22 protein-coding genes are annotated in these 22410 nt (G+C 62.9%); 9 read left to right on the forward strand and 13 right to left on the reverse strand.

What is annotated here, in order from left to right:
- Window positions 1-16 precede the first annotated feature (16 nt).
- The 4 genes from AC4NN3_RS15935 to AC4NN3_RS15950 all read right to left on the reverse strand — a co-directional run bounded on the left by AC4NN3_RS15935 (window position 17) and on the right by AC4NN3_RS15950 (window position 6042).
- Window positions 17-1687, reverse strand: coding sequence for an ABC transporter ATP-binding protein (locus AC4NN3_RS15935; RefSeq protein ID WP_491928070.1), 1671 nt, complete (start codon window positions 1685-1687; stop codon window positions 17-19).
- A 10-nt stretch (window positions 1688-1697) separates the two neighbouring features.
- Window positions 1698-2828 carry an ABC transporter permease gene (locus tag AC4NN3_RS15940; RefSeq protein ID WP_491928157.1) on the reverse strand — a complete coding sequence of 377 codons (1131 nt, stop codon included), beginning with the start codon at window positions 2826-2828 and terminating at the stop codon, window positions 1698-1700.
- Window positions 2829-2881: 53 nt separating this feature from the next.
- Window positions 2882-3892: an ABC transporter permease gene (locus AC4NN3_RS15945; protein WP_491928071.1), complete on the reverse strand. Its 1011-nt coding sequence runs from the start codon at window positions 3890-3892 to the stop codon at window positions 2882-2884.
- A 68-nt stretch (window positions 3893-3960) separates the two neighbouring features.
- Window positions 3961-6042 carry an ABC transporter substrate-binding protein gene (locus tag AC4NN3_RS15950; protein ID WP_491928072.1) on the reverse strand — a complete coding sequence of 694 codons (2082 nt, stop codon included), beginning with the start codon at window positions 6040-6042 and terminating at the stop codon, window positions 3961-3963.
- Between the two features lie 159 nt (window positions 6043-6201).
- On the opposite strand from AC4NN3_RS15950, the gene AC4NN3_RS15955 reads away from it, so the two are divergent.
- A complete protein-coding gene (locus tag AC4NN3_RS15955; protein ID WP_491928073.1) occupies window positions 6202-7125 on the forward strand; it encodes a helix-turn-helix domain-containing protein in 924 nt (307 codons plus the stop codon).
- On the opposite strand, the gene AC4NN3_RS15960 is transcribed toward AC4NN3_RS15955, so the two are convergent.
- Both AC4NN3_RS15960 and ychF read right to left on the reverse strand, forming a co-directional pair.
- On the reverse strand, window positions 7122-7487 hold the full coding sequence (locus tag AC4NN3_RS15960; RefSeq protein ID WP_491928074.1) for a GNAT family N-acetyltransferase: 366 nt from the start codon (window positions 7485-7487) through the stop codon (window positions 7122-7124). The two genes, AC4NN3_RS15955 and AC4NN3_RS15960, sit on opposite strands and share 4 nt — an antisense overlap.
- 81 nt (window positions 7488-7568) lie before the next feature.
- Window positions 7569-8666 (reverse strand): redox-regulated ATPase YchF, encoded by a 1098-nt coding sequence (gene ychF, locus AC4NN3_RS15965; protein WP_491928075.1) that lies wholly within the window; start codon window positions 8664-8666, stop codon window positions 7569-7571.
- 210 nt (window positions 8667-8876) lie between these two features.
- Here ychF and AC4NN3_RS15970 point away from each other — a divergent pair, with 210 nt between their 5' ends.
- On the forward strand, window positions 8877-10145 hold the full coding sequence (locus AC4NN3_RS15970; RefSeq protein WP_491928158.1) for a PQQ-dependent sugar dehydrogenase: 1269 nt from the start codon (window positions 8877-8879) through the stop codon (window positions 10143-10145).
- Window positions 10146-10202: 57 nt separating this feature from the next.
- Here the strand turns inward: AC4NN3_RS15970 and pth are convergent, their stop codons facing one another.
- From pth to lgt, 6 genes are all read right to left on the reverse strand, one after another.
- Entirely contained in the window at window positions 10203-10928 is a 726-nt protein-coding gene (pth, locus tag AC4NN3_RS15975) for an aminoacyl-tRNA hydrolase (protein ID WP_491928076.1), read from the reverse strand.
- Window positions 10929-10999: 71 nt separating this feature from the next.
- On the reverse strand, window positions 11000-11632 hold the full coding sequence (locus AC4NN3_RS15980) for a 50S ribosomal protein L25/general stress protein Ctc (protein WP_491928077.1): 633 nt from the start codon (window positions 11630-11632) through the stop codon (window positions 11000-11002).
- A 162-nt stretch (window positions 11633-11794) separates the two neighbouring features.
- A complete protein-coding gene (locus AC4NN3_RS15985) occupies window positions 11795-12727 on the reverse strand; it encodes a ribose-phosphate pyrophosphokinase (protein WP_491928078.1) in 933 nt (310 codons plus the stop codon).
- A 113-nt stretch (window positions 12728-12840) separates the two neighbouring features.
- Window positions 12841-13602, reverse strand: coding sequence for a peptidoglycan editing factor PgeF (gene pgeF, locus AC4NN3_RS15990; RefSeq protein WP_491928079.1), 762 nt, complete (start codon window positions 13600-13602; stop codon window positions 12841-12843).
- Window positions 13602-14684 (reverse strand): class I SAM-dependent methyltransferase, encoded by a 1083-nt coding sequence (locus AC4NN3_RS15995; RefSeq protein WP_491928080.1) that lies wholly within the window; start codon window positions 14682-14684, stop codon window positions 13602-13604. Before AC4NN3_RS15995 ends, pgeF begins: the two co-directional genes overlap by 1 nt.
- 1 nt (window position 14685) lies before the next feature.
- A complete protein-coding gene (gene lgt, locus AC4NN3_RS16000; protein ID WP_491928081.1) occupies window positions 14686-15513 on the reverse strand; it encodes a prolipoprotein diacylglyceryl transferase in 828 nt (275 codons plus the stop codon).
- A 111-nt stretch (window positions 15514-15624) separates the two neighbouring features.
- Between lgt and AC4NN3_RS16005 the strand changes: the two genes are divergently transcribed.
- The 4 genes from AC4NN3_RS16005 (at window position 15625) to proC (ending at window position 18171) form a co-directional block, all read left to right on the forward strand.
- Window positions 15625-15879: an accessory factor UbiK family protein gene (locus AC4NN3_RS16005; protein ID WP_491928082.1), complete on the forward strand. Its 255-nt coding sequence runs from the start codon at window positions 15625-15627 to the stop codon at window positions 15877-15879.
- A 2-nt stretch (window positions 15880-15881) separates the two neighbouring features.
- The gene (locus AC4NN3_RS16010) at window positions 15882-16601 is read left to right on the forward strand and encodes a metallophosphoesterase family protein (protein ID WP_491928083.1); all 720 of its coding nucleotides are present in this window, start codon (window positions 15882-15884) and stop codon (window positions 16599-16601) included.
- Between the two features lie 248 nt (window positions 16602-16849).
- Window positions 16850-17350, forward strand: a complete 501-nt coding sequence (locus AC4NN3_RS16015; protein WP_491928084.1) for a type III secretion system chaperone family protein — start codon at window positions 16850-16852, stop codon at window positions 17348-17350.
- Entirely contained in the window at window positions 17347-18171 is an 825-nt protein-coding gene (gene proC / locus AC4NN3_RS16020; protein ID WP_491928085.1) for a pyrroline-5-carboxylate reductase, read from the forward strand. The genes AC4NN3_RS16015 and proC overlap by 4 nt, the downstream gene beginning before the upstream one ends.
- A gap of 72 nt (window positions 18172-18243) precedes the next feature.
- On the opposite strand, the gene AC4NN3_RS16025 is transcribed toward proC, so the two are convergent.
- Window positions 18244-18453: a cold-shock protein gene (locus AC4NN3_RS16025; RefSeq protein ID WP_193335005.1), complete on the reverse strand. Its 210-nt coding sequence runs from the start codon at window positions 18451-18453 to the stop codon at window positions 18244-18246.
- Window positions 18454-18971: 518 nt separating this feature from the next.
- On the opposite strand from AC4NN3_RS16025, the gene AC4NN3_RS16030 reads away from it, so the two are divergent.
- The 3 genes from AC4NN3_RS16030 to AC4NN3_RS16040 all read left to right on the forward strand — a co-directional run bounded on the left by AC4NN3_RS16030 (window position 18972) and on the right by AC4NN3_RS16040 (window position 22220).
- On the forward strand, window positions 18972-19952 hold the full coding sequence (locus tag AC4NN3_RS16030) for a class I SAM-dependent methyltransferase (protein WP_491928086.1): 981 nt from the start codon (window positions 18972-18974) through the stop codon (window positions 19950-19952).
- A gap of 66 nt (window positions 19953-20018) precedes the next feature.
- Window positions 20019-21035 carry a low-specificity L-threonine aldolase gene (gene ltaE / locus AC4NN3_RS16035; protein WP_491928087.1) on the forward strand — a complete coding sequence of 339 codons (1017 nt, stop codon included), beginning with the start codon at window positions 20019-20021 and terminating at the stop codon, window positions 21033-21035.
- Window positions 21036-21260: 225 nt separating this feature from the next.
- On the forward strand, window positions 21261-22220 hold the full coding sequence (locus tag AC4NN3_RS16040; RefSeq protein ID WP_491928088.1) for an HD domain-containing phosphohydrolase: 960 nt from the start codon (window positions 21261-21263) through the stop codon (window positions 22218-22220).
- Window positions 22221-22410: the final 190 nt, after the last annotated feature.

Here is a 22410-nt window from a genome sequence, read left to right on the forward strand (position 1 = left end):
AGGAATGCTCCGAAGGTTAGGCGGCAATGTCGAATGCGGCGCGGACGAGCCGGGCCGTATATTCGGTTTGGGGGTTGGTGAGAACGTCGGCCACGGGCCCCTGTTCGACGATCTTGCCATATTGCATCACCATGACGCGGTGGCAGAGGGCGCGAACGACTTTGAGGTCGTGGCTGATGAAGAGATAGGAGAGGCCCTTTTCATCCTGCAGCTTGCGCAGCAGGTCGATGATCTGGGCCTGGACGGAAAGGTCGAGCGCCGAGGTTGGCTCGTCGAGCAGGATGAATTCGGGCTCGAGCGCAATGGCGCGGGCGATGGCGATGCGCTGGCGCTGGCCACCCGAGAATTCATGCGGGAAGCGGTTCAGAATGGTGTCGGGCATGCCGGAATCGACCAACGCCTCGCGGACGCGGTCGACACGCTCGCGGCTATTGGCGCCGATCTGGTTGACGATCAGTCCTTCCTCGATGATTTGCCGGATCGACATGCGCGGATTGAGGCTGGCAAAAGGGTCCTGGAAGACGATCTGCATGCGTGAGCGGAGCGGGCGCATGGCCGCACGGTCCTTGTCGTGAATCGGCTCGCCATCAAAAAAGATCTGGCCGCCCTGGTTGCCGATCAGGCGGATCAGCGCCTGGCCGAAGGTGGTCTTGCCCGAGCCGGACTCCCCGACAATGCCCAGCGTCTCGTGGCGCATCAGCTTGATGTCGAGATCGTCGACCGCCTTGAGTTCGAAGAAGTCCGGCTTGAAGAAGCCGCCGCGCTTGAGGGTGTAGCTGACCTTGACGTTCTTGCCTTCGAGTACCGTCTCGTGGGCGCCCTCGGCGAGCGGCAGCGCGGTGCCTTTGGGTTCGGAGGCGAGCAGGTGGCGGGTATAGGCGTGCTGCGGATTGGCGAACAGCGCCTCGGTGGCATTGTGCTCCTGCACCCGGCCATTCTGCATGACATAGACATAGTCGGAGAACTGGCGGACGATGGTCAGGTCATGGGTGATCAGGATCACCGCCATGCCGTACTTGTCCTTGAGATTGTCGATCAGGTGCAGGATCTGGGCCTGCACCGTCACGTCCAGCGCGGTGGTGGGCTCATCGGCAATCAGCACGTCGGGGCGGTTGGCCAGGGCCATGGCGATCATGACGCGCTGGCGCTGGCCGCCCGAGAGCTGGTGGGGATAGTTGTTGAGGCGGGCCTTGGGCTCGGGGATCTGCACTTCCTCGAGCAGGGCTTCGGCCTTCTTCATGGCATCGGCCCGGCTCATGCGGTTGTGCAGGTGGAGGACTTCGCAGAGCTGCTGGCCGATGGTGTAGACCGGGTTGAGCGAACTCATTGGCTCCTGGAAGATCATTGCCACATCATTGCCGCGCAGCTTGCGCATCTGCTTGTCGGTCATGGTGACGATATTCTGGCCCGACAGGGTGATCTGCGTTTCGGGCAGGATGGTCGCGCGCTTGGTCAGCAGTTTCATGAGCGTGCGGGCGGTGACGGACTTGCCCGAGCCGCTTTCCCCGACCAGGGCAATGGTTTCGCCCTTGTGCAGCTGGAAAGACACATCGCGCACGGCGTTGACGGTGCCGCCCTCGACCTTGAAGTCCACGCCGATATTGCGGGCGTCGAGGATCAGTTCGCGGCCGTGGCTGCCCAGGTCGTGGCGATCGTTGGAGACTGGCGTGAATTTGGGCTCGTTCATGGGCCGGTCCTCAATAGGGGTCGATGGCGTCGCGCAGGCCATCGCCCAGGGCGTTGAACGCGAACACGGTGATCAGCACGAAAATGACGGGGCTCAGGATCCAGGGATAGGAGCCGATCACCGAGAAGGTGCCAGTGTCCTGCAGCATCAGGCCCCAGGAGATCAGCGGCGGCTTGACCGCAAAGCCGAGGAAACCCAGGAAGCTCTCGAGCAGCACCACCGACGGCACGGCCAGGGTAATCGAGACGATGACGTGGCTGAGCACATTGGGCAGGATGTGGCGGGTGATGATGCGGCTGTCAGTGGCGCCGACGGCAATGGCAGCACGCACATATTCGATGCGCGCCAGCGACAGCGTTTTCGAGCGCACCTCGCGGCTCAGCTGCGCCCAACCGAGCACGGCCATGACGAAGATGACAAAGCTCAGGAACACATTGGACGGGGCGGTGACCGGGATCAGCGACGTCAGCGCCAGGTAGAGGGGCAGTTGCGGAAAGGCGAGCACGAATTCGACGAAGCGCTGCACCCAGTTGTCGAGGCGCCCGCCGATATAGCCCGAGCTGATGCCGACCAGCGTGCCGACAATGGTGGTGATCGATACCACGGCCAGGGCAATCATCAGCGAAATGCGCGAGCCGATGATGCCGCGGCTGAGAATGTCGCGGCCGAACTTGTCGGTGCCCAGCAGCTGGATCGGCCGCCCATCGGTGGCGCCGAAGAAGTGGATATTGGCCGGGATGAACCACAAGAGCTGGTAGCTGTGGCCGGTAACGAAAAAGCCGGTGGGGGTTGGGTTGTCCTTGATCAGCCCGGTCAGGGGCTGGAAGGTAACCGGGTCGAACTCGCCGGTATCGCCGACGGGATAGACCCAGGGAATGAGGCTAAAATTGCCCTGCGGGTCCTCGAAGGCAATGACATCGGGCGGCGCGAAGGGCAGGTTGGCCTGCTTGGGATCCATGGGCGCGAAGAAATCGGCGAAGACCGAGACCACCAGCAGCAGCAGTACCAGGATGAGGCCGATCATGCCCATGGTCGAGCGGCGAAAGCGGCGCCAGACCAGGGTGGCATAGGTTTCGCTGCCGGAGCCATAACGGCTGACCGGTGGGATGTGCTCGGTGATGTCTTCGGCAGGGGTCGGCATGGGGCCGCCGGCATCGGGGGGCAAGGGAATGGCGGAACGGGTACGCGTATCGGTCATTCGGCGGCTCCCCCGAGACGAACGCGCGGATCGAGGGCGACCAGCAGGATGTCGGAAATGATGTTGCCGATGATCAGGGTCACGGCCAGCACCAGCATGAAGGTGGCGGTGACGAAGACGTCGCCGACGCCCATCGAGCCGACAATGGCGGGGCCGACAGTGGCCAGTCCGAAGACGATGGCAACCTCGATTTCACCGGTCAGCATATAGGGCAGCACGACGCCCTGATAGGCGACCAGCGGGTGCAGGGCATTGGGCACGGCATGCTTCATGATCACGGCGGATTCAGGCAGGCCCTTGGCGCGCGCGGTCTCGACATACTGGCTGTTGAGCACGTCGAGCAGATTGGCCCGCATGACGCGCATATTGTAGGCGAGGCCACCAAAGGTCGCGATAAAGATGACGGGCCAGATGTGCTGCATGAGGTTGACGAACTTGTCCCAGCTCCAGGGCGCGCCGCCATATTTGGCGGAGAAGAACATGCCCACTTCCGAGACATTGAGGCGGAAGACCAGGAAATAGAGAATGATGATGGCCAGCAGGAAGCGCGGAATGGTCATGCCCAAGAAGGAGATGATGCCCAGGCCGGTATCGATCCAGCTGTACTGCCGGGTGGCGGCGACGATGCCCAGGCCAATGCCCAGCAGCGAGGCCAGGATATGGCAGGTCAGCGCCAGCATGATGGTGGCGGGCAGGCGCTCGGCGACCACATTGCCCACCGGCTTGTTGTAATAGAGCGAATGCCCGAAATCGAAGCGGGTAACGATGCCGCCGATCCAGTTGAAATACTGGATCACCAGCGGATCGTTCAAGCCGTTGGCCTCGCGATAGATTTCGGCCTGGGCTTCGGCCTGGGCGGGGGGAACGCCGCCCTGGTTGATCAGCATGGAGCGGATGGTGTCGCCATAGTCGCCCGGGGGCGCCTGGATGATGGCGAAGGTGACGAGACTGAGGACGGCCAGCAGGGGAATAGCGCCCAGAATGCGCATGACCAGAAAGCGAAGCATGGGCGAGACCTTTCATTGGTGGGCAGGGGGCGTACCCCCTGCCGAGGATCTTCAGGAGCAGGCTGCGATTACATCGGGCCGGCCGAACCGGGCGCGCCCGGCAGGGTCTCGGGATGCAGCTCGAAGTCGCCCTGGGCATCGGCGGGGACGAAGACCCGCTCGCGGATGATGTTGTCCTCGGCCCAGTTGAACATGAAGATGGGGGCGCCGGCCGGGATATTGGCAAAGCGCTTGTTGATGATCAGGGCACCGGGATATTGCGTCAGGCCCACCGAGTAGACGTTCTCGGTGAAGACGCGCTGGTACTTCTTCATCAGTTCGGTGCGTTCGGCATTGTCGCTGGTGGCGATGAAGGCGTTGACGATGCCCACCAGTTCCTCTTCGAAGGGCAACAGGTCGACGACGTCGCCTTCGCCAGCGCGATGGTAGTAGCTGGTGCGTGGACCCGTCGGGGCCAGACCTGCCGTGCCCTGGACCACGGACACAAGTTCACTGCCCTGGCGCCTGACGTGCCAGTCGAACTGACCGGCCTGCTGCATGTCGTCACGGGCCGTGCCGCTCTGGAAGTTGGCAATGATGCGCAAGCCGAGTGGCTCCATCTGTGCAATCACGCCTTCGGCCAGGTTGGTATCGGTGCCGTATTCGGTATTGGCGAGCAGGGTGATTTCCACATCGGCACCGTTGAGGGTGTCGGCGGGATAGTTGCGGATGCCATTGCCGTCAGTATCGGTCAGGCCCAGGCCGTCAAGCAGGGCATTGGCCGCGTCCAGATCGAACGGGTAGTAGACCGTCGAAGCCTTGTCGTAATAGGCCGTGCCGGCATAGAGGCCACCCGGATAGATGGCGGTAAACGGACCACGGACCAGCGAGTCACCCAGCCGCTGGCGGTCGACGGCGATCGAGATTGCCTTGCGGAAGTCCACGTTGCGGTTGAGTTCGCGGACGGCCTGGGCGCGGGCATCAGGTTCACCCCAGCCATTGGCGGACAGGTTGAACTCGAGCGCATAGCCGATGGTGCGGGCGCCGAACTGCAGGCGGGCGGGGGCGGTATCCTCGGCGGAGCGCTTGAGCGCCTCGACATAGCTTTCAGCTTGTTCGAGGTTGGAGAAGTCGCCCGAACCGGACACGGCCTGCACGTCGCGGTCAGCCCAGGTGCTGAGACGGTAGTGCATTTCGTTGAGGTAAGGCAGCTGGTTGCCGGCCTCGTCGACCTTCCAGTAGTAGGGATTGCGACGCATGACGATGATGTCGTCAGGCCGGTACTCGACCGGTACCCAGGCACCCATCACCGGAATGTTCATATATTCGGGCGGGAAGGCGTTCTTGTACTGCTCGTAGGTGTTCTCGGGCTTGTACTTGGGATGTTCGGCTTTCAGGATATGGCTGGGGCCGGGGCAGAAGGTGCCATAGGCCATGGCATAGAGGTACTGGGTCGGGCGGACCTCCTTGAAGGTCCACTTGATGGTGTAGGCGTCGATCGCTTCAAGCGTCGTGCCCACGCCAAAGGTCTCGGGCGTGCCGCCATTTAGCGGGGAGACATTGGAGTCGAGGATATTGTCGTTCCAGTAGAACATCACGTCGTCGGCGTCGAAGGGGTCGCCGTCGGACCATTTAGCGCCCTCGATCAGGTGCATGGTCAGCTCATGGCCGTCTTCGGACCATTCCCAGCTCTTGGCCAGGTTGGGCATGGGCTCGAGTTCGTCGGCCTTGACCTGAAACAACGGGCCCGTGCGAGTCAGGCATTCGGAAAGGCCGATATCGATGCCGCCCCAGCCCTGGGATTGGCCGCCAATGTAGTTCCAGCCCTCGGGCCGGCCGCCAATGACGTGGCGCATGGTGTCGCCATAGACGCCGATGCCGTCCGGCATGTTGGCGGTCTTGTAGACCATAGGCTCCTTGGGCAGGCGCTCGGCGACGGGCGGCAATGTGCCGGCGTCGACATATTTCGCGGTGACCCAGTCAGGCTCGTGGTATTCGGGCAGCGCCCTGTATTCCAGAATGTCGGAAATGCTGACAAAGGTGGGTTCGCTCTGCGCGGCAAATGCCGGCGGATCGGGCAGTTCGCCTGTCAGTTCCTGGGCTTGCAACGTCAATAACGAGACGCCCAGCATCAATCCGGCCCCACCAAGGGCCATTGCGTGTTTTCTCATAAAACCTCCCATGGCAGCGGGTTGGCATTGATCGCCTGCATCGGCCACTCCCTGCCGACTAATCCCGTGCTCAGGCCAAAATCGTACGCCTTGCCACGGCCGTTGCAATCCGGAATGATAGAGACTTGTTCCGGTTTTCTAAGAAGTGGGCGGATAAGTATGACTGTTGAAATTGCGGTACGTACGCCAAAACCGCGCGAGCGCGCACCCCGTCCCACGCCGCGCCCCGACCGCAGTTTCTACTCGTCCGGCAAGGCCTTTGGCCGGTTCGGTATCCGCTCGTTCGCGCCCCAGATCATGCCCTATGCCCATACCCATGGGCATATCGAGTTCAACTGGCTGACCCAGGGCAGCATGGATTATGTGTTCGATGGCGGGCCGGTGAGCGTGGGTGCGGGGCGGCTGGTGGCGTTCTGGGCGGGCATTCCGCACCAGACCATCGGGCTCAGCCCGGACACGGCCATGGGGCGCCAGCTCAACATCTACCTGCCCATGGATGCGTTTCTGGAAATGCCGCAGTTGGGCCGGCTGACCGAGACCTTGATGGGCGGCGGGGTCATCGAGCTCAACGCGGACTGCGTGGGCCTCGAAACCCTCGACCGCTGGCACCAGGACTATCGCAGCGGCAATGCGCTGCGCAGCGAGATCGTGCGGGCCGAGATCGGCACGATGTTTCGCCGCGCCGCCATTACCGGCTGGGACACGCTGCTGCTGCCCTGGGTGGAAGGGGTGGGTTCGCGCACGCGCACGGGGTCGCCCGTGCGCTATGTGGTGCGCATGGTGCGCCATATCGTGGAGAACATCACCGAACCGCTCAGCGCCGAGAGCATTGCCGATGTTGTGGGGCTGCATCCCAATTATGCGACCAATCTCTTCACCAAGGTCATGCATATCTCGGTGCAGAAATTTGTCACCCGGATGCGGCTGATCCGGGCCCGGTCGCTGCTCTTCGACGGCAGCCTGTCGATTGCCAATGTGGCCTACCAGTCCGGCTTTGTATCGCAGACACAGTTCTACGAACATTTCCGCAAGGCCTATGGCATGACGCCCAGCCAGATGCGCAAGGACACGATCGAGGGCTAGAGGTCAGTCGCCAGCAGGGCGAAGCGGTGCGTGGCATATTCCTCGGTCAGGGTCTCAAAGCCCAGACGCGCATAGAAGGGGAAAGCCAGTTCTGGCACATTGCTGTTGAGATAATCAAAATAGGTCGCCGCATCGCGCTGGATTCCCGCGATCAGCAACTGGCCCACGCCCTGCAGGCGGGCATTTTCGGCCACGTAGAGATAGCGGACGCGTCCTGCCCGCGGATGGGGGTCATAGGGATCGACATTGCGCCCGCAGGTTCCCACCAGCGTCTCGCCATCCCAGGCACCCAGCATGATCTCGCCGCGGCGGGCAAAGACATTGGCGCCGCTATGCCAGTTCTCGGCAAAAAAGCGCAGCATGTTGTGCCCCCCCGCCTGGCTTTCTGCCAGCAGGGCCGCAAAGCCAGGGGTCTCAGGTGTAACCGGTGCGAGGGTGATCACTCAGGTATTGAACTTGAAGAGCATGACGTCGCCGTCCTTGACGACATATTCCTTGCCTTCGTCGCGCGCCTTGCCGGCTTCCTTGGCCGCCACTTCACCGCCCAAAGCCACGAAATCATCATAGGCGATGGTCTGGGCGCGAATGAAACCGCGTTCGAAATCGGAGTGGATGACGCCGGCGGCGGCGGGGGCCTTGTCGCCCTTGTGGATGGTCCATGCGCGGCTTTCCTTGGGACCGACGGTGAAATAGGTCTGCAGGCCGAGTAGCGCGTAAGCCTCGCGGATCAGCCGGTTGAGACCGGCTTCATGCAGGCCGAGCGATTCGAGATATTCATTGCCTTCGGCATCGGGCAGCTGAGCAAGCTGGGATTCGATCTCGGCCGAGATCACCACCACGCCCGCATCGTGCGCCTTGGCATAGTCTTCCACCAGCTTGCTCATGGCATTGCCGGTGGCGGCCGAGCCTTCGTCGACATTGCAGACATAGAGCGCCGGCTTGGAGGTCAGCAGCTGTAGTTCCTGGAAGGATTTTTCCTCCTCGGCGTCGCGCTTGACGAAGCGGGCCGACTTGCCTTCGCGCAGCAGGACCAGCGACCGGTCGATCAGCTCGAGCGTCAGCTTGGCGTCCTTGTCGTTCTGCTTGGCTTTCTTCTCGACGCCGTTGCGGCGCTTTTCGAGGCTTTCGAGATCGGCCAGCATCAGCTCGGTCTCGACCACCTCGGCGTCGGCCAGGGGATCGACCTTGTTGGCAACGTGAATGACATTGCCGTCTTCAAAGCAGCGCAGCACATAGGCGATGGCGTCGCATTCGCGGATATTGGCAAGGAACTGGTTGCCAAGGCCTTCGCCCTGGCTGGCGCCCTTGACGAGGCCGGCGATGTCGACAAAGCTCATGCGGGCAGGCTGCACATTGATCGACTTGCCGATGACGGCCAGCCGGTCGAGCCGGGCATCGGGCACCGAGACTTCGCCGACATTGGGTTCAATCGTGCAAAACGGGAAGTTGGCAGCCTGGGCGGCCGCCGTGCGGGTCAGTGCGTTGAAAAGGGTCGACTTGCCGACATTGGGCAGGCCGACGATGCCCATCTTGAAACCCATGGGGTATGCTCCGGAATTTGTTAGCCATCACTTGGTTCGGATGGGAAGAGAAGTCAATGCGTCGCGCGGCAATGCCGACTGGGCGTGCCACGCCAAAGCCAGCTTGTCGCGAGCGCTATTGCAGCCTATTACCGCTACCATTCCAGTTTTCATCTCAAGCGCCGGAGGCGTCTCGTGACCCTTTTCTTCACCCTGGTCATTCTGGCCGTCCTGATCGCTGCCGCCGCCTGGTGGTATTATCGCGGCCGGCATATGGGCTCGTTCGCCCAGGCCGTGGGCATGGCCCCTGCCATCCCCGAGGCCAAGCCGCAGGGCGCCATCCCGATGCTCAAAATGCCGACCGCCAAGGGCTGGGAGCCCGGCGAGAAGCCCGACGTCGCCACCGGCCTCAAGGTGACGCCGTTTGCGCTCAATCTCAAGCATCCGCGCTGGGCCTATGTGCTGCCCAATGGCGATGTGCTGATCGCGGAATCGGCCGGCATTCCCGGGACGCCTAAGAATGTACGGGACTATGCGATGAACCGCGTCATGGCCCGAGCCGGCGCGACCCGTCCGAGCGCCAACCAGATCACCCTGCTGCGCGATGCCGATGGCGATGGCGTGCCGGAACTGCGCGAAGTATTCATGAGCGGGCTCAACCAGCCCTTCGGCATGGCCCTGGTGGGCGACCAACTCTATATCGGCAATACCGACAGCGTCGTGGCCTTTCCCTATGAAACGGGCCAGACCAGGATCACTGCAGCGGGCCGCACGCTGATGACGATGAAGCCGGGCGGGCACTGGACGCGCAACCTCATTGCCAGCGCTGATGGTTCCAAGCTCTACGTGGCGGTTGGCTCCAACAGCAATATTGCCGAGAACGGCCTCGAAGAAGAAGCTGGCCGCGCCTGCATTTATGAGCTGGATCTGGTCACCGAAAAGTCGCGCGAATTTGCCGGCGGTCTGCGCAATCCGGTCGGCATGGCCTGGGAGCCCGTCAATGGCATGCTGTGGACGGTGGTCAATGAACGCGACGGGCTGGGCGATGAGACACCGCCCGACTACCTGACCTCGGTCAAGGATGGCGGCTTTTATGGCTGGCCGTTCAGCTACTGGGGCCAGACAGTGGACGACCGGGTGCCGCAGGATGCGGCCATGGTCGCCAAGGCCTCGGCCCCCGATTACGCCCTGGGTGGCCATACGGCCTCGCTGGGCCTGTGCTGGCTGCCCGAGAATACGCTGCCCGGAATGCCGGCCGGCATGGTCATTGGCCAGCATGGCTCATGGAACCGCTCCAAGCTCAGTGGCTACAAGGTGATCCTGGTGCCGTTTGCCAATGGCAAGCCGCAGGGCACGCCAATCGATATCCTCACCGGCTTCCTGGCCGATGACGAAAAGGTCTCGCATGGCCGTCCGGTCGGCGTGGCCGTGGCCAAGGATGGCGCGCTGCTGGCAGTGGACGATGTCGGCGATGCAGTGTGGCGCGTTACCGCCGCCTGATCATCGCCAATCGCAAAATCTGGCGGCGCGTCAACTCAGGTTGGCGCGCCGTTTTCGTCAGTCGCCCTTGAACAGCTTCTTGAGTATGTCGGCCATCGGTCCGCTTGCCGGCACCGCGGCCTGGGGCTTGGCGGGGCGGGCCTGCCGGATGTGGCTCTGGCCTGTGGCCGGGGCCTTCGCCGCGCCGCTGGCGCTTGGTTTGGCAGCTGTTTCGGTTTCCGGCTTGAGCGCCAGGGCCAGCTTGTTCATGAAGCCGCTATCGTCGTCCTTGAGCAGCAGGCCCGCATGCTTGCCGATGGCATCGAGCAGCGGGTCGAGCCAGGCCTGGTCGGCCTTGGCAAAATCGCCCAGCACGTGGTGGGTGACGTTTTCCTTGCCGGGGTGGCCAATGCCAAGGCGGACGCGCTTGTAGTTCAGGCCGATCTGGGGGTCGATGGAGCGCAGGCCATTGTGGCCGCCATTGCCGCCCCCCACCTTGACGCGCACCTTTCCGGGCGCCAGGTCGAGTTCGTCATAGAGCACGATGACGTCGGCAGGGTCGATCTTGTAGAATTTGGCGACCTGCTGCACGCTGTCGCCGGAGCGGTTCATGAAGGTCTGTGGCTTGAGCAGGATGACCTTTTCGCCATCGATGGTGCCTTCGGCGAGACTGCCGGCATGCTTGGAGCGAAATCCGGCAATGCCGTGCTGGCGGGCAATGGCATCGAGCGCCATGAAGCCGATATTGTGGCGGTTGCCCTGATACTGGCTGCCCGGATTGCCCAGGCCGACAAGCAGCTTCATTGCTCACTCCGGAAACGAAAGAGGCGACCCGAAGGCCGCCTCGAACATGATGCAACAGGCGGTCAGGTCGATTACTCGGCCTTGGGTGCGGCTGCTGCTGGGGTCTCGGCATCGCCTTCTTCACCGGCCGACTTGAGGGCCGATGGCGCAACGATGGTCGCGATGGTGAAATCGCGGTCGGTAATGGTCGGGGTCACGCCCTTGGGGAGGGTCACGGCCGAAATGTGGATCGAGTCGCCGATGTCAAAACCGGTCATGTCGACGGTAATCTCTTCGGGGATCGAGTCGGCAGGCGCCGAGACTTCGACGGTGTGGCGCACGATATTGAGCGTGCCGCCGCGCTTGAGACCAGGGCTGGCTTCTTCATTGATGAAGTGCACATGCACCTGAACGGTCAGCTTGGTGCCCTTGCCGACGCGGAGAAAGTCCACATGCAGCGGGAAGTCCTTGACCGGATCAAGCTGGTAATCGCGCGGGATCACGGTGTGCTTGGTGCCATCCACGTCCAGTTCGATGACGTGCGACAGGAAGCCGCCAGCATAGATGAACTTGTAGGCATCCTTGTAGGCGAGGGAGACGGTAACAGGAGCCTTCTTGTCACCGTAGATAACAGCAGGAACAAGTCCCTGACGACGCAGTTCGCGAGCGGCCCCCTTGCCAACTCCGTCACGCGCCTGTGCCTTGAGCACCTTAGCTTCAGCCATGGAAATATCCACTCTGGTTGGTGTATGCGTCACTACAACAGCATACGCGCCCGTCCTCCAGGGGTGACGAGCGCTTCATGGCGCGGGCTATAGCCCAAAGGGGCTGGACGAGCAAGCGGGAAGGGTGACGGGCTGCTGGATTGGTCGGCTTATGCTCGCGGATCAGTCGAACAGGCTCGACACGCTCTGTTCGCTGGCCGTACGGGCAATGGCCTCGCCGATCAGCGGGGCGATGGCCAGACGGCGGATATTGCCGGCGGCGCGGTGGGCATCGGTTTCCTCGATGGAGTCGGTCACCACCAGTTCCTTGAGCTTGGAGGTGCCGATGCGCTGTGCGGCGCCTTCGGAGAGTACGCCATGGGTGATATAGGCGGAAACCTGCTTTGCGCCGGCCTTGAGCAGGGCCTCGGCCGCATTGACCAGGGTGCCGCCGCTATCGACGATGTCGTCGATCAGGATGCAGGACTGGCCGGAGACGTCGCCGATGATGTTCATCACTTCGGAAACGCCGGCCTTGGGGCGGCGCTTGTCGACGATGGCCAGGTCAGTGCCAAGCCGTTGCGCGACGGCGCGGGCGCGGGCCACGCCGCCAACGTCGGGCGAGACGATCATGGTATTGTCGAGCTTGTAATTGTCCAGGATGTCCCGGGTGATGATCGGCGCGGCGTAGAGATTGTCCGTTGGAATATCGAAGAAGCCCTGAATCTGGGCGGCATGCAGATCGAGCGTGATCACGCGGTTGACGCCGGCCTCGGTGATCAGGTTGGAGACCAGCTTGGCCGAAATCGGCGTGCGCCCGGTGGCGCGACGATCCTGCCGCGCATAGCCGAAATAGGGTAGGACGGCCGTGATGCGCCGGGCCGAGGAGCGCCGTAGCGCGTCGGTCAGGATCAGCAGTTCCATCAGGTTGTCATTGGCCGGAAAGCTGGTCGACTGAAGGATGAAAACATCCTCGCCGCGGACATTTTCGTGAATCTCGACAAAGACTTCCTTGTCGGCGAAGCGCTTGACCGTACAATCAGTGAGGGGGAGCTCGAGATAGCTGGCGATAGCCTGGGCGAGGGCCCGGTTGGAGTTGCCGGTCACCAGCTTCATGGGGCGCGATCCTGTCTCAACCGGCCGCGCGGAGCGAGGCCTTCCAGTTTCGCCGCAGCTTTAGCGAGTCCCTCCCGGACTCGCAACGCCGCAATTGGTCGATAGGTAAAGAATTACGCGAGACCGATGACCGCCACCTGACGGCCGGTCTTGATGGCGTGGTGAGTCGCATAGCGATGGGAGAAATAGCGCTCGGCATGGGCATAGGTGCAGGCGCCGACGCGATCGATGGCGCCAATGCCGGCGGCGGTCAGGCAATCGGCGACAAAGCCCGGCAGGTCAAAGTGTTCGACGCCGCCGGCTGGAATGCTGATGCGGTTGCCCGCCTGCGGATGGGCGGCAAGCAGGTCGGCGGCAAATTGCGGGCCGACTTCATAATTCGGCCCCGAAATGGTCGGGCCGATGGCCGCGATGATGCGGTCGGCCCGGGCGCCAAGGGTCAGCATGGCGGCGATGGTGTTGCCGATGACGCCGTCAACCGCGCCGCGCCAGCCGGCATGGGCAGCGCCGACGATTCCGGCCTCGACATCGGCAAACAGGATGGGCGTGCAGTCAGCCGTCAGGATGCCCAGCAGCAGGCCCTTGCGGTCGGTGACCATCGCGTCGGCCTCGATCACCGTATCGGCGGGCAGGCGCTCGGTCACGACATGGACGTCGGCTGAATGGGTCTGCCTGAGGATGACCAGGTCGGCGGCATGATGGCCCATCGAGCGGGCGACACCGGCCCGGTTGGCCGCAACCACGGCACTCTCGTCGCCGGTGGTGAAGGACATGTTGTTGCTGGCATAGACCCCGACCGAGCTGCCGCCATGCCGGCCGAAAAAGCCATGTCGCAATCTGGCCAGCGCGGGGCTGGTTTCATACAGCGCCGGCATCAGGCAAATCCCGGGGGCTGCAGGCCGGGGCTGGCGGCGCAGAAGACCTTGAACAGATTGCCCATCTGATCGGGGCCAATCAGCCTTGCCTTGGCGGCCGAGAGTTCCTCGGCCATGCCGGGATTGGCGGCGATCAGGGCACTGGTGCGTTCATTGATGCCCATACGGGTGAGAAACTGTGCCTGGGTGGCCAGCGGCTGCACGACCAGTCCGGCCCTGCTGGCTACGGCGCCCAGGGCCTCGAAATCGACATGGGCGGAAATGTCTACTTCGCCGGGGGCATCGAGCACGTCGGCATATTGGTGGCGGCGCACGCCCTGCAGGGTTTCCCCGGTCTGGGTGCGGGCATAGCCATAGTCAATGGCCAGGATCGCTCCGCCCTGGGTGGAGATGGTCGTGGCGAGGCGGTTCATCACCTCGCCGCTGGCCAGGCCAACTTCCAGCATGGCGTTGATTTCGGCATCGGCCAGGGTCTCGGGCATGGCCGAGGCGGGGATCGGGCTGGGGTTGAGGCCAAAGACGCGGCGGCCATTATTGGTGCCCACCATGCGCTCGTGCCAGCCATCGTCGGCCCGCACGAACTGGCGGATCGGCAGGGCGTCAAAGAACTCGTTGGCGACGACCAGCAGCGGCCCCGGGCCGACCTTGTCGAAGCCGTCGATCCACCGGGCACCATAGGCTTCAAGGCGGGCATGCTGTTCGGCAATCAGGGCCGCATTGGTTTCAAACAGGCACAGATCGAGGCCATCGCGAAACCCCTCGGCGCGGCAGGCGACGCGCAGCACGTCGGCCATCAGCGTGCCCCGGCCCGGGCCGAGTTCGAGCAGGGTGAACTCGCGTGGGCTGCCCATCTGCTGCCAGAGACTGACAATGAAGAAGCCGATGAGTTCGCCAAACGTCTGGCTGATCTCGGGGGCCGTGACGAAGTCTCCCGCGGCGCCCAGGGGGTCGGCGCCCTTGTAATAGCCCTTGGTGGGATGGGTCAGGCAGAGGCCCATATAGGCGGCCACCGACATCGGTCCGGTGGTGCGGATCTGCATGTCGATGAGTTCTGGCAGGGTGGGGGCGGGCTGGTCGGTCATGTCAGGCTCGCAATATGTTCTGCTTGCGCGTCGCCGCGTAGGTCACCAAAGCGATGCCGCCAAGGACCAGGGGCAGGCTGAGCAGCATGCCCATGGTCAGCCAGCCGCCATAGAGATAGCCAAGCTGCGCATCGGGCAGTCGGACGAACTCGACGGCGATGCGCGACAGGCCATAGCCGATGCCGAAGACGCCGGCGACAAAGCCCGGGCGGCGCAGGCTGTAGAACACATGGGTGAAAACGCGGATGACCAGGAACAGCAGCAGGCCCTCCAGCGCGGCTTCATAAAGCTGGCTGGGATGGCGCGGCAGTTGCTCAGGGTCGGTGGGAAAGATCACGCCCCAGGGCAGGGTGGTAGGAGCGCCATAGAGCTCGGCATTGATGAAATTGGCGATGCGGACGAGGAAGATGCCGATGGTGCTGACCGAGGCGATCAGGTCGAGCCCGCTCAGCCAGTTGCCATTGCCTTTGGCGCGCGTGAACAGCACCACGGCCAGCATCAGTCCGAGCATGCCGCCATGATAGGACATGCCGCCATCAAGCGTGTTGAGGATCTGGCCCGGATTGGCGAGGTAGAAGGGCAGGTTGTAGAACAGCACATAGCCGATGCGACCGCCCAGGACGATCGACAGCATGGTCCAGAAGGCGAAGTCCCAGATATCGTCCGCCTTGAACGGTGGTTCACCCTTCTGCCACAGCCGGGTATTGGCGAGCAGCAGATAGCCATAGGCAGCGCCCAGGCCGGTGCCCACCAGGTAGCCCAGGGCGTACCAGCGGACAGCAAAGGGACCAAGGGCAAAGGCAATCGGATCTATATCGGGAAAGGGCACGCGCGGGCTCCTGCGGCAATCGGCCGGACCATTGCCGCTTCGGTCGCTCTGGTCAAGTCGGCAGCCATCACCTAAGTATCAAGGCAAACAGGCCAACCAGACGGGTGTGCAATGAACCAGAGCAACAAGATCTTTGACGGCCTCGGGCGCGTGATGAACGAAGCCGCCGGTGTCGCCGATGGTGTGCGCCGGGAAGTCGAAACCGCGGTCAAGTCGCAGGTCCAGCGCCTGGTTGCCGATATGGACCTGGTCAAGCGCGAGGATTTCGACGCGCTGCGCGAACTGGTGCAGGTCCAGGGCGAAGAGATCGATGCCCTGCGCAAGGACATTGCAGCGCTCAAGGGCGACGCCGGCAAAGCCAGGTAGGCATGCGCGTCGCCGTCCTTTCGGATGTGCATGGCAATGCGCTGGCGCTTGATGCCGTGCTGGCGGATATCGCCACCCAGAGCGTGGATGCCACGCTTTGCCTGGGCGATCACGTCAGCGGTCCGATGGACCCGGCAGGCGTCGCCGAGCGACTGATGGCCCTCGATGGGCCGATCATTTCGGGCAATCATGATCGATGGGTGGTTGAACGGCGTGCCCAAGGGCAGGGCAGGGTTGATCACTTTGCCGCGAGCCGACTAAGCCAGGGTCAACGCGAATGGCTTGCAGCGCTGCCGGCGACGGCGGTGTTCAACGACGACATTTTCCTCTGCCACGGCACGCCGGCCAGTGATGAGCAGCACTGGATCGATGACTTCTACGCGGACCGCACGATGACCTTGCCTGGCGAGGAAAGCGTCGTCGCGGCTGCGGCGGGCATCGACTATCCCATCATGCTGTGTGGCCACACCCATCTGGCCCGGTCGGTCCGGTTGCGGGACGGGCGGCGCATCATCAATCCCGGGGCGGTAGGGTTCCAGCTGGTGCACGGTTCACCCGATGCGCGCTATGCCGTGATCGAGCGGCGGCAGGGCAAATGGTCCACCGCGTTGCGCGTGGTGGAATATGATCACGACGCGGCGGCGGCGCAGGCGGCGGCGAATGGCTTTGACGGCTGGACGGAGGTCCTCACCTCCGGATGGGCCCCTTCCGCCCCATTCTGACGCAAAAGCAGTGGTTGAGAGCGCCTCGATGTTAACAGCCTGTTAACCCTAAGCACCTGATCATCATCCACAAGAGATTGTCGTCCCCGGTCCGCGTCGCGTGCCCTGAATCAGTTGGCACGTGTAGGTTGATTTCATCAGGACGATTCGTAAGCCCTTGTGCGTGCAAACAGTTCCCTGAGTACCCGGAATTGCCAGCCCTCGGGCAGCATGCATCCACTCTACGCATTGCCAGGACGGAAGACGGAATGTCACTCATCCAAGTCGAGCTCGATCGCAATGTTCACCCGGTGGACATTATCGAGCATATCGCCTCGATCAACGACTGGACCTTCGAACGGCAGGATGCCGACGAGATTTCCATATCGGTACGCGGCGGCTGGTGTGACTATCACGTGTCGTTCAACTGGATGGAAGATCTGGAAAGCCTGCATATCGCCAGCGCCTTCGACCTGAAGGTTCCCGAAGGCCGCCGGGCCGAGATCAAGCAACTGATTTCGTTGATCAACGAGCAGCTCTGGATCGGTCATTTCGACATCTGGAACAAGGAAGGCGTGGTGCTGTTCCGCAATTCGCATCTGATGACGGGTGGCGCAGAGGTCTCGCCGCAGCAATGCGAAGCGCTGCTGCGCTCGGCCACCGATAGTTGCGATCTCTATTACCAGGCGTTTCAGTTCGTGGTCTGGGCCGGCAAGTCGGCTGCCGATGCGCTGAGCCATGTGATGTTCGAGACGGTGGGCGAGGCGTGAGTCAGTCGCTGGGCAAAATCGGTCCCGTCATGCTGGTGGGTGCCGGCAAAATGGGTGTGGCGCTGGCCCGCGGCTGGCTGGATGCCGGCTTGCCACCGGGTAACCTGATTATCGTCCATCCCCGACCCGGCGAGGCGCTGCTGCAACTGGCCGAGGATTTCGGCCTGACGCTGAGCAGCCAGGCCAGCGGGCTCACGCCCAATGTGCTGGTGATCGGGGTCAAGCCGCAGGTCATGGACGGCGTGCTGGAATCGCTGGCGCCGGTCATTGCCCCGCATACGCTGGTGGTGTCGATTGCCGCCGGGATCGATCTGGCTCGCCTGGCGGGCAAGGCCGGTACGCAGCGCGTTGTGCGGACCATGCCCAATACGCCGGTGCAGGTGCGCAAGGGCATTACCGGGGTCGTGCCCGGTCCTGATGTGACTGCGGAGGACCGCATCGCCATCGACGCGCTGTTTTCGGCCTCCGGCATGGTGGTCTGGCTGGACGATGAAGCCCAGCTTGATGCCCTGACAGCGGTCTCCGGCTCTGGTCCTGCCTATGTCTTTCATATGGTTGAAGCGCTTGCCGCCGCCGGCAAACGGCAGGGCCTGCCCGATGCCGTCGCCGAGCAACTCGCCCGGGGCACGGTAATCGGCGCCGCAGCGCTGATGGATGCCGGCAGCATCTCGCCCTCGGTTCTGCGTGAGAATGTCACCTCGCCCAAGGGCGCAACAGCGGCCGGCCTGGCCGTGCTGATGGGCGAGCCCGGACTGACGGACCTGATGGACCGGACGGTCAGTGCCACCCGCAAACGCACCGAAGAGCTCGGTCGAATCTAACCTGGACCATGCAAGCAAAAGGGACGCATCACCTCCAAGTAGATGCGTCCCCTTGACTTAGTGCGCCTGCGTTCAGGCGCTGGTCAACTCGTCGGCGGCGGACTTCCCGGTCCGCTTGTCCTTGACGATCTCGTAGTTGACCTTCTGGCCTTCATCGAGGCCATTGAGGCCTGAGCGCTGGACAGCGGAGATGTGGACAAAGACGTCCGCCCCACCCTCGTCCGGCTGAATGAAGCCATAGCCTTTTTGGCCGTTGAACCACTTTACGGTGCCAGTTGCCATGATGCGCGTTCCCTCGTGCAGTCTGCTGCTAGGCAGTCGTGGCCACTATTGGCCGCGACCTTTAGTGATATCGAGTATCGGAAAGTGACGTCAGCAGAGGCGAATGAAAGTTCGCATAATCAGATCAGTCGGCCGCAATATTCGATCCAGCAATCTTAGCGCCAAAAGAAAAGCCGTTCAATATCTCTATGATCATGACAAAAGGCCCGGCGGGAACACTGTTCTCGTCAGGGAAAGGTAAGCGTCGTCAAGTATTTACGCCTGATCAATCAACCCGGCGCTGACGCGCGATGGACTGGCCCTACATTGAGTGCCAACTGCGTCCAGTGGCGTCGTGTCACAATCCGTGCGGCAGAACTGGACAGGGGCAGGATAGCGCAAAACGGACCGGTGGAAAGAGCGATTTCCGAAACGGGAGCAAGGCTGGCCATGGGATGCACTTGCAATCGGCCAGGAATTGCTGCAAATCCCGGCGCGTCGGGCGATTTGACCGATAACCCCATAGAGATCACATCGTCTTGACCAAGGCGTCCTATTCTTCCGGCGATGTCATCGCGGATCGTCGCGCCGACTATGCACGGTCGCTCGCCAAAGATGGCGAGTTTGCCGCTGCTGCCGATCTCATGAGCCAGGCGCTTGAACTAGTGCCGGAATGGGCCGCGGGATGGGATCTGCTGGGTGATTACCACGACCGTCAGGGCAATGTTGCGGGGGCGATCTCGGCGTGGCGGCATCTCGAAGCCCTGGACGATGCCGAGGTCTTCGGCGCGCGGCTTAAACTGGCCGTGCATGGTGCCGGTCCGGCCGGGGAGGGCACAGCCGTCAGCTATGTCGAGGCGCTGTTCGACCAGTATGCGCCGAAATTCGAAAGTGCGCTGGTTGGCAAGCTGGGCTATCGGGTGCCGGAAATGCTGGATGACCTGCTGGCGCTCGAAATGGCCCGGCTGGGCATCGATCGCTTCGCACGTGGCCTGGACCTGGGCTGTGGCACCGGTCTCATGGGTGCACGGCTCCGCGGCAAGGTCGATCATCTGGAAGGCATAGACATATCCTCTGCCATGATTGCCGAGACGGCCCGCAAGGGGGTCTATGATCGCCTGGACAAGGCCGAACTGGTGGCGGCGCTGAGTGCGCGACGGGCGGATGCGGATCTGGTGACGGCGGCCGATGTGTTCATCTATTGCGGCGCACTGCAGCCGGTGCTGGCTGCGCTGGTGCCGGCCTTGATGCCCGGGGGGCTGGCGGCGTTTTCGCTGGAAGCCCATGATGGCGAGGAGGCGGTGTTCCTGCGGCCATCGCTGCGCTATGCGCACGGGATCAAGGCTACGCGCGATGCGGTGGTGCTGTCCGGGCTGGAAATCCTGCGTTTTGAGACCGTTGTGCTGCGACTTGATCGCGGTGAACCCATCAATGGTCTGCTGGTGGTTGCCCGCAAGCCCCCCATCGATGTGAGCGCCGCCAATGACGGCGCGGATGCAGGTGGGGATGTCGCAGCGTGAACGATAGGCAGGAGAGGGGGCAGCAGGTAAGCTGGTCCGCCGCCATTTGAACACGACTGTGAACGCATGATGAATACGCTCCGCCACGATTTCCGCTCCGATACCGTTACCCGCCCCTCAGCGGGCATGCGCCAGGCCATGGCCGAAGCGGAGGTGGGCGATGACGTGTTTGGCGACGACCCCACCGTCAACCGGCTGGAGCAGCGTATGGCGACCATGCTGGGCAAGGATGCGGCGATCTATGTGTCGTCCGGTACCCTGTCGAACCTGCTCGCCCTGATGAGCCATTGTGGCCGGGGCGATGAATTCATCGCCGGGCAGAATGCGCATTGCTACAAGTACGAGGCCGGCGGCGCGGCTGTGCTGGGCTCGATCCAGCCGCAGCCGATTGCGCATCAGCCGGACGGGACGATGGCTCTCGGCGATATCGAAGGGGCGATCAAGTCGGACGACAGCCATTTTGCCACGACGCGAGTGATTGCGCTGGAAAACACCATTGGCGGCAAGGTGCTGCCGGTCGGCTATATGGCGGATGTGGCCGATATTGCCGTGCGGCACGGGCTGGGGCTGCACCTGGATGGTGCGCGGGCCTTTAACGCCTGCGTGGCGCTGGGCACCGATATCAAGACTTTTACCGCGCCGTTCGACAGCGTCTCGATCTGCCTGTCCAAGGGGCTGGGGGCGCCGGTCGGCTCCGTGCTGGTCGGTCGGCAGGACCTGATCGACAAAGCGCGCCGGCATCGCAAGATGCTGGGCGGCGGCCTGCGCCAGTCGGGCATCCTGGCGGCGGCAGGTCTCTACGCCCTCGATCACAATATCGACCGGCTGGGTGATGACCATCGCCGTGCCCGTCGGCTGGCCGAGGGCCTTGCCGCCTATCGGGAACTGCGCGTCACCATGCCCGACACCAATATCGTCTTTGTCGATATGGCGGCCGAGATCGGCCAGCGCTTTACCGACTTTCTCGGATCACGCGGGATCGGCATTACCGGGCGTTATGGCCAGCAGCGCTGGGTAACCCATCTCGATATCGACGATGATGCCGTCGATGGGGCGCTGGCGGAGGTTGCTGGCTTCTTCTAGATGATACGACCGCCCTCAGCCCCGGTCTCGTCAACGACAGTGCGATGTCGATGCTGAAGTATCCGGGCTGAGGCTCCCGCCGTCTCCTGGCTGCATTTCCTATGAGACGGGCTGGCGTGCCGATTAACTGCCCCCATAGAACTTTATGCACTTTCAGCAGAGGAAATTATGCCGCAAGCGTGCATAATTGATCGCCAGGAAGCGGATCCACATGTGGAGGCGGGAATGGGCGGAACAGTTATCGAGACAGGTTTGGCCAGCCCCGCTGCCGAGAAGGCGGCTATTGCGCAACTGAGGCGCGAGCAGGCCGCCCGCAAGGCCGCTGAGAATCTCCTCGCCACAAGGGACCGCGAGCTCGTGGAGGCGAAGCAGCATATGGAGCAGCTGCTGGGCGGTGGCATAAAGCTCATGACCGACACCCTGGCGCTGGCCCGCCCCGAGCTGTTTCAGAAGGCTGCAAAAGTGCAGCGCTGGGCGCGGCGGTTGTCTGACCACATGCCGGTCGAGAGGAAGTGGGAGCTTGACCTGGCGTCGCTCCTATATCCGCTTGGCGTGATCTCACTGCCCGACGACCTGGTGAACAAGTATGTCAAGGACATGCGTCTTGACGATGAGGAAACCCTGCGCCTCGAGGAGAGCGCCCTGGTGGCGTCTCGGCTTATCGCCAATATCCCGCGCATGAAGGGCGTAGCCCGCGCCGTTTTCTATTCGCGGCGGGGCTTTGATGGATCGGGATGGCCCAAAGATGGCCCGAAGGGAATGGAACTGCCGCAGTCGGCACGCATCCTCAAGGTCATCATCGACCTTGCTGACGAGGCGACGGGCAAGACGCGCAATCGGGCTGGCGCTTTCGAGCGCATGTCGATGCACAGGGAACACTACGACCCCAAGATCTTTGCAACCGCCTACCGTATCCTGCTCGAACCGGTGAATGAGACACGCGAAACCAGGCTGCTGGTCGAAACAGCGCAGGCGCGGCTTGGCGACGTGGTGGTCCATGACGTCCTGGATAGCAGCGACAGGCTGCTGCTGGCGGCAGGTGTAGAACTGACCGAGATGAGCGCTGGGCGCCTGGCGGCCCTTGCCAAGGCCGGGGACGCGCCCGACGAGATTGTTGTGTTGCGCAAGGAGACCGTATCCGAACCCGCCGCGGCTGAACCCGCGACCTGGCTGGGCGCGCTCTAGTCTGGTTGGCCAGGTCAACGGTCGGGGTGTCGAAGGGCCCTAGGGGGACGCTCGGCTGCACAGCGCGGCTGGCTGTCACCTGACCCAGATTGCGGACGATCCCGAAGCGAACCTGTCAGCGTCGGGACAGGACGAGCAGGTCCTGTCGGAAATCAACGGCCGCGACACGGATGGCGCGGCCGTTCGTCGT

Source organism: Devosia sp. MDV22-iso42 (assembly GCF_058629155.1).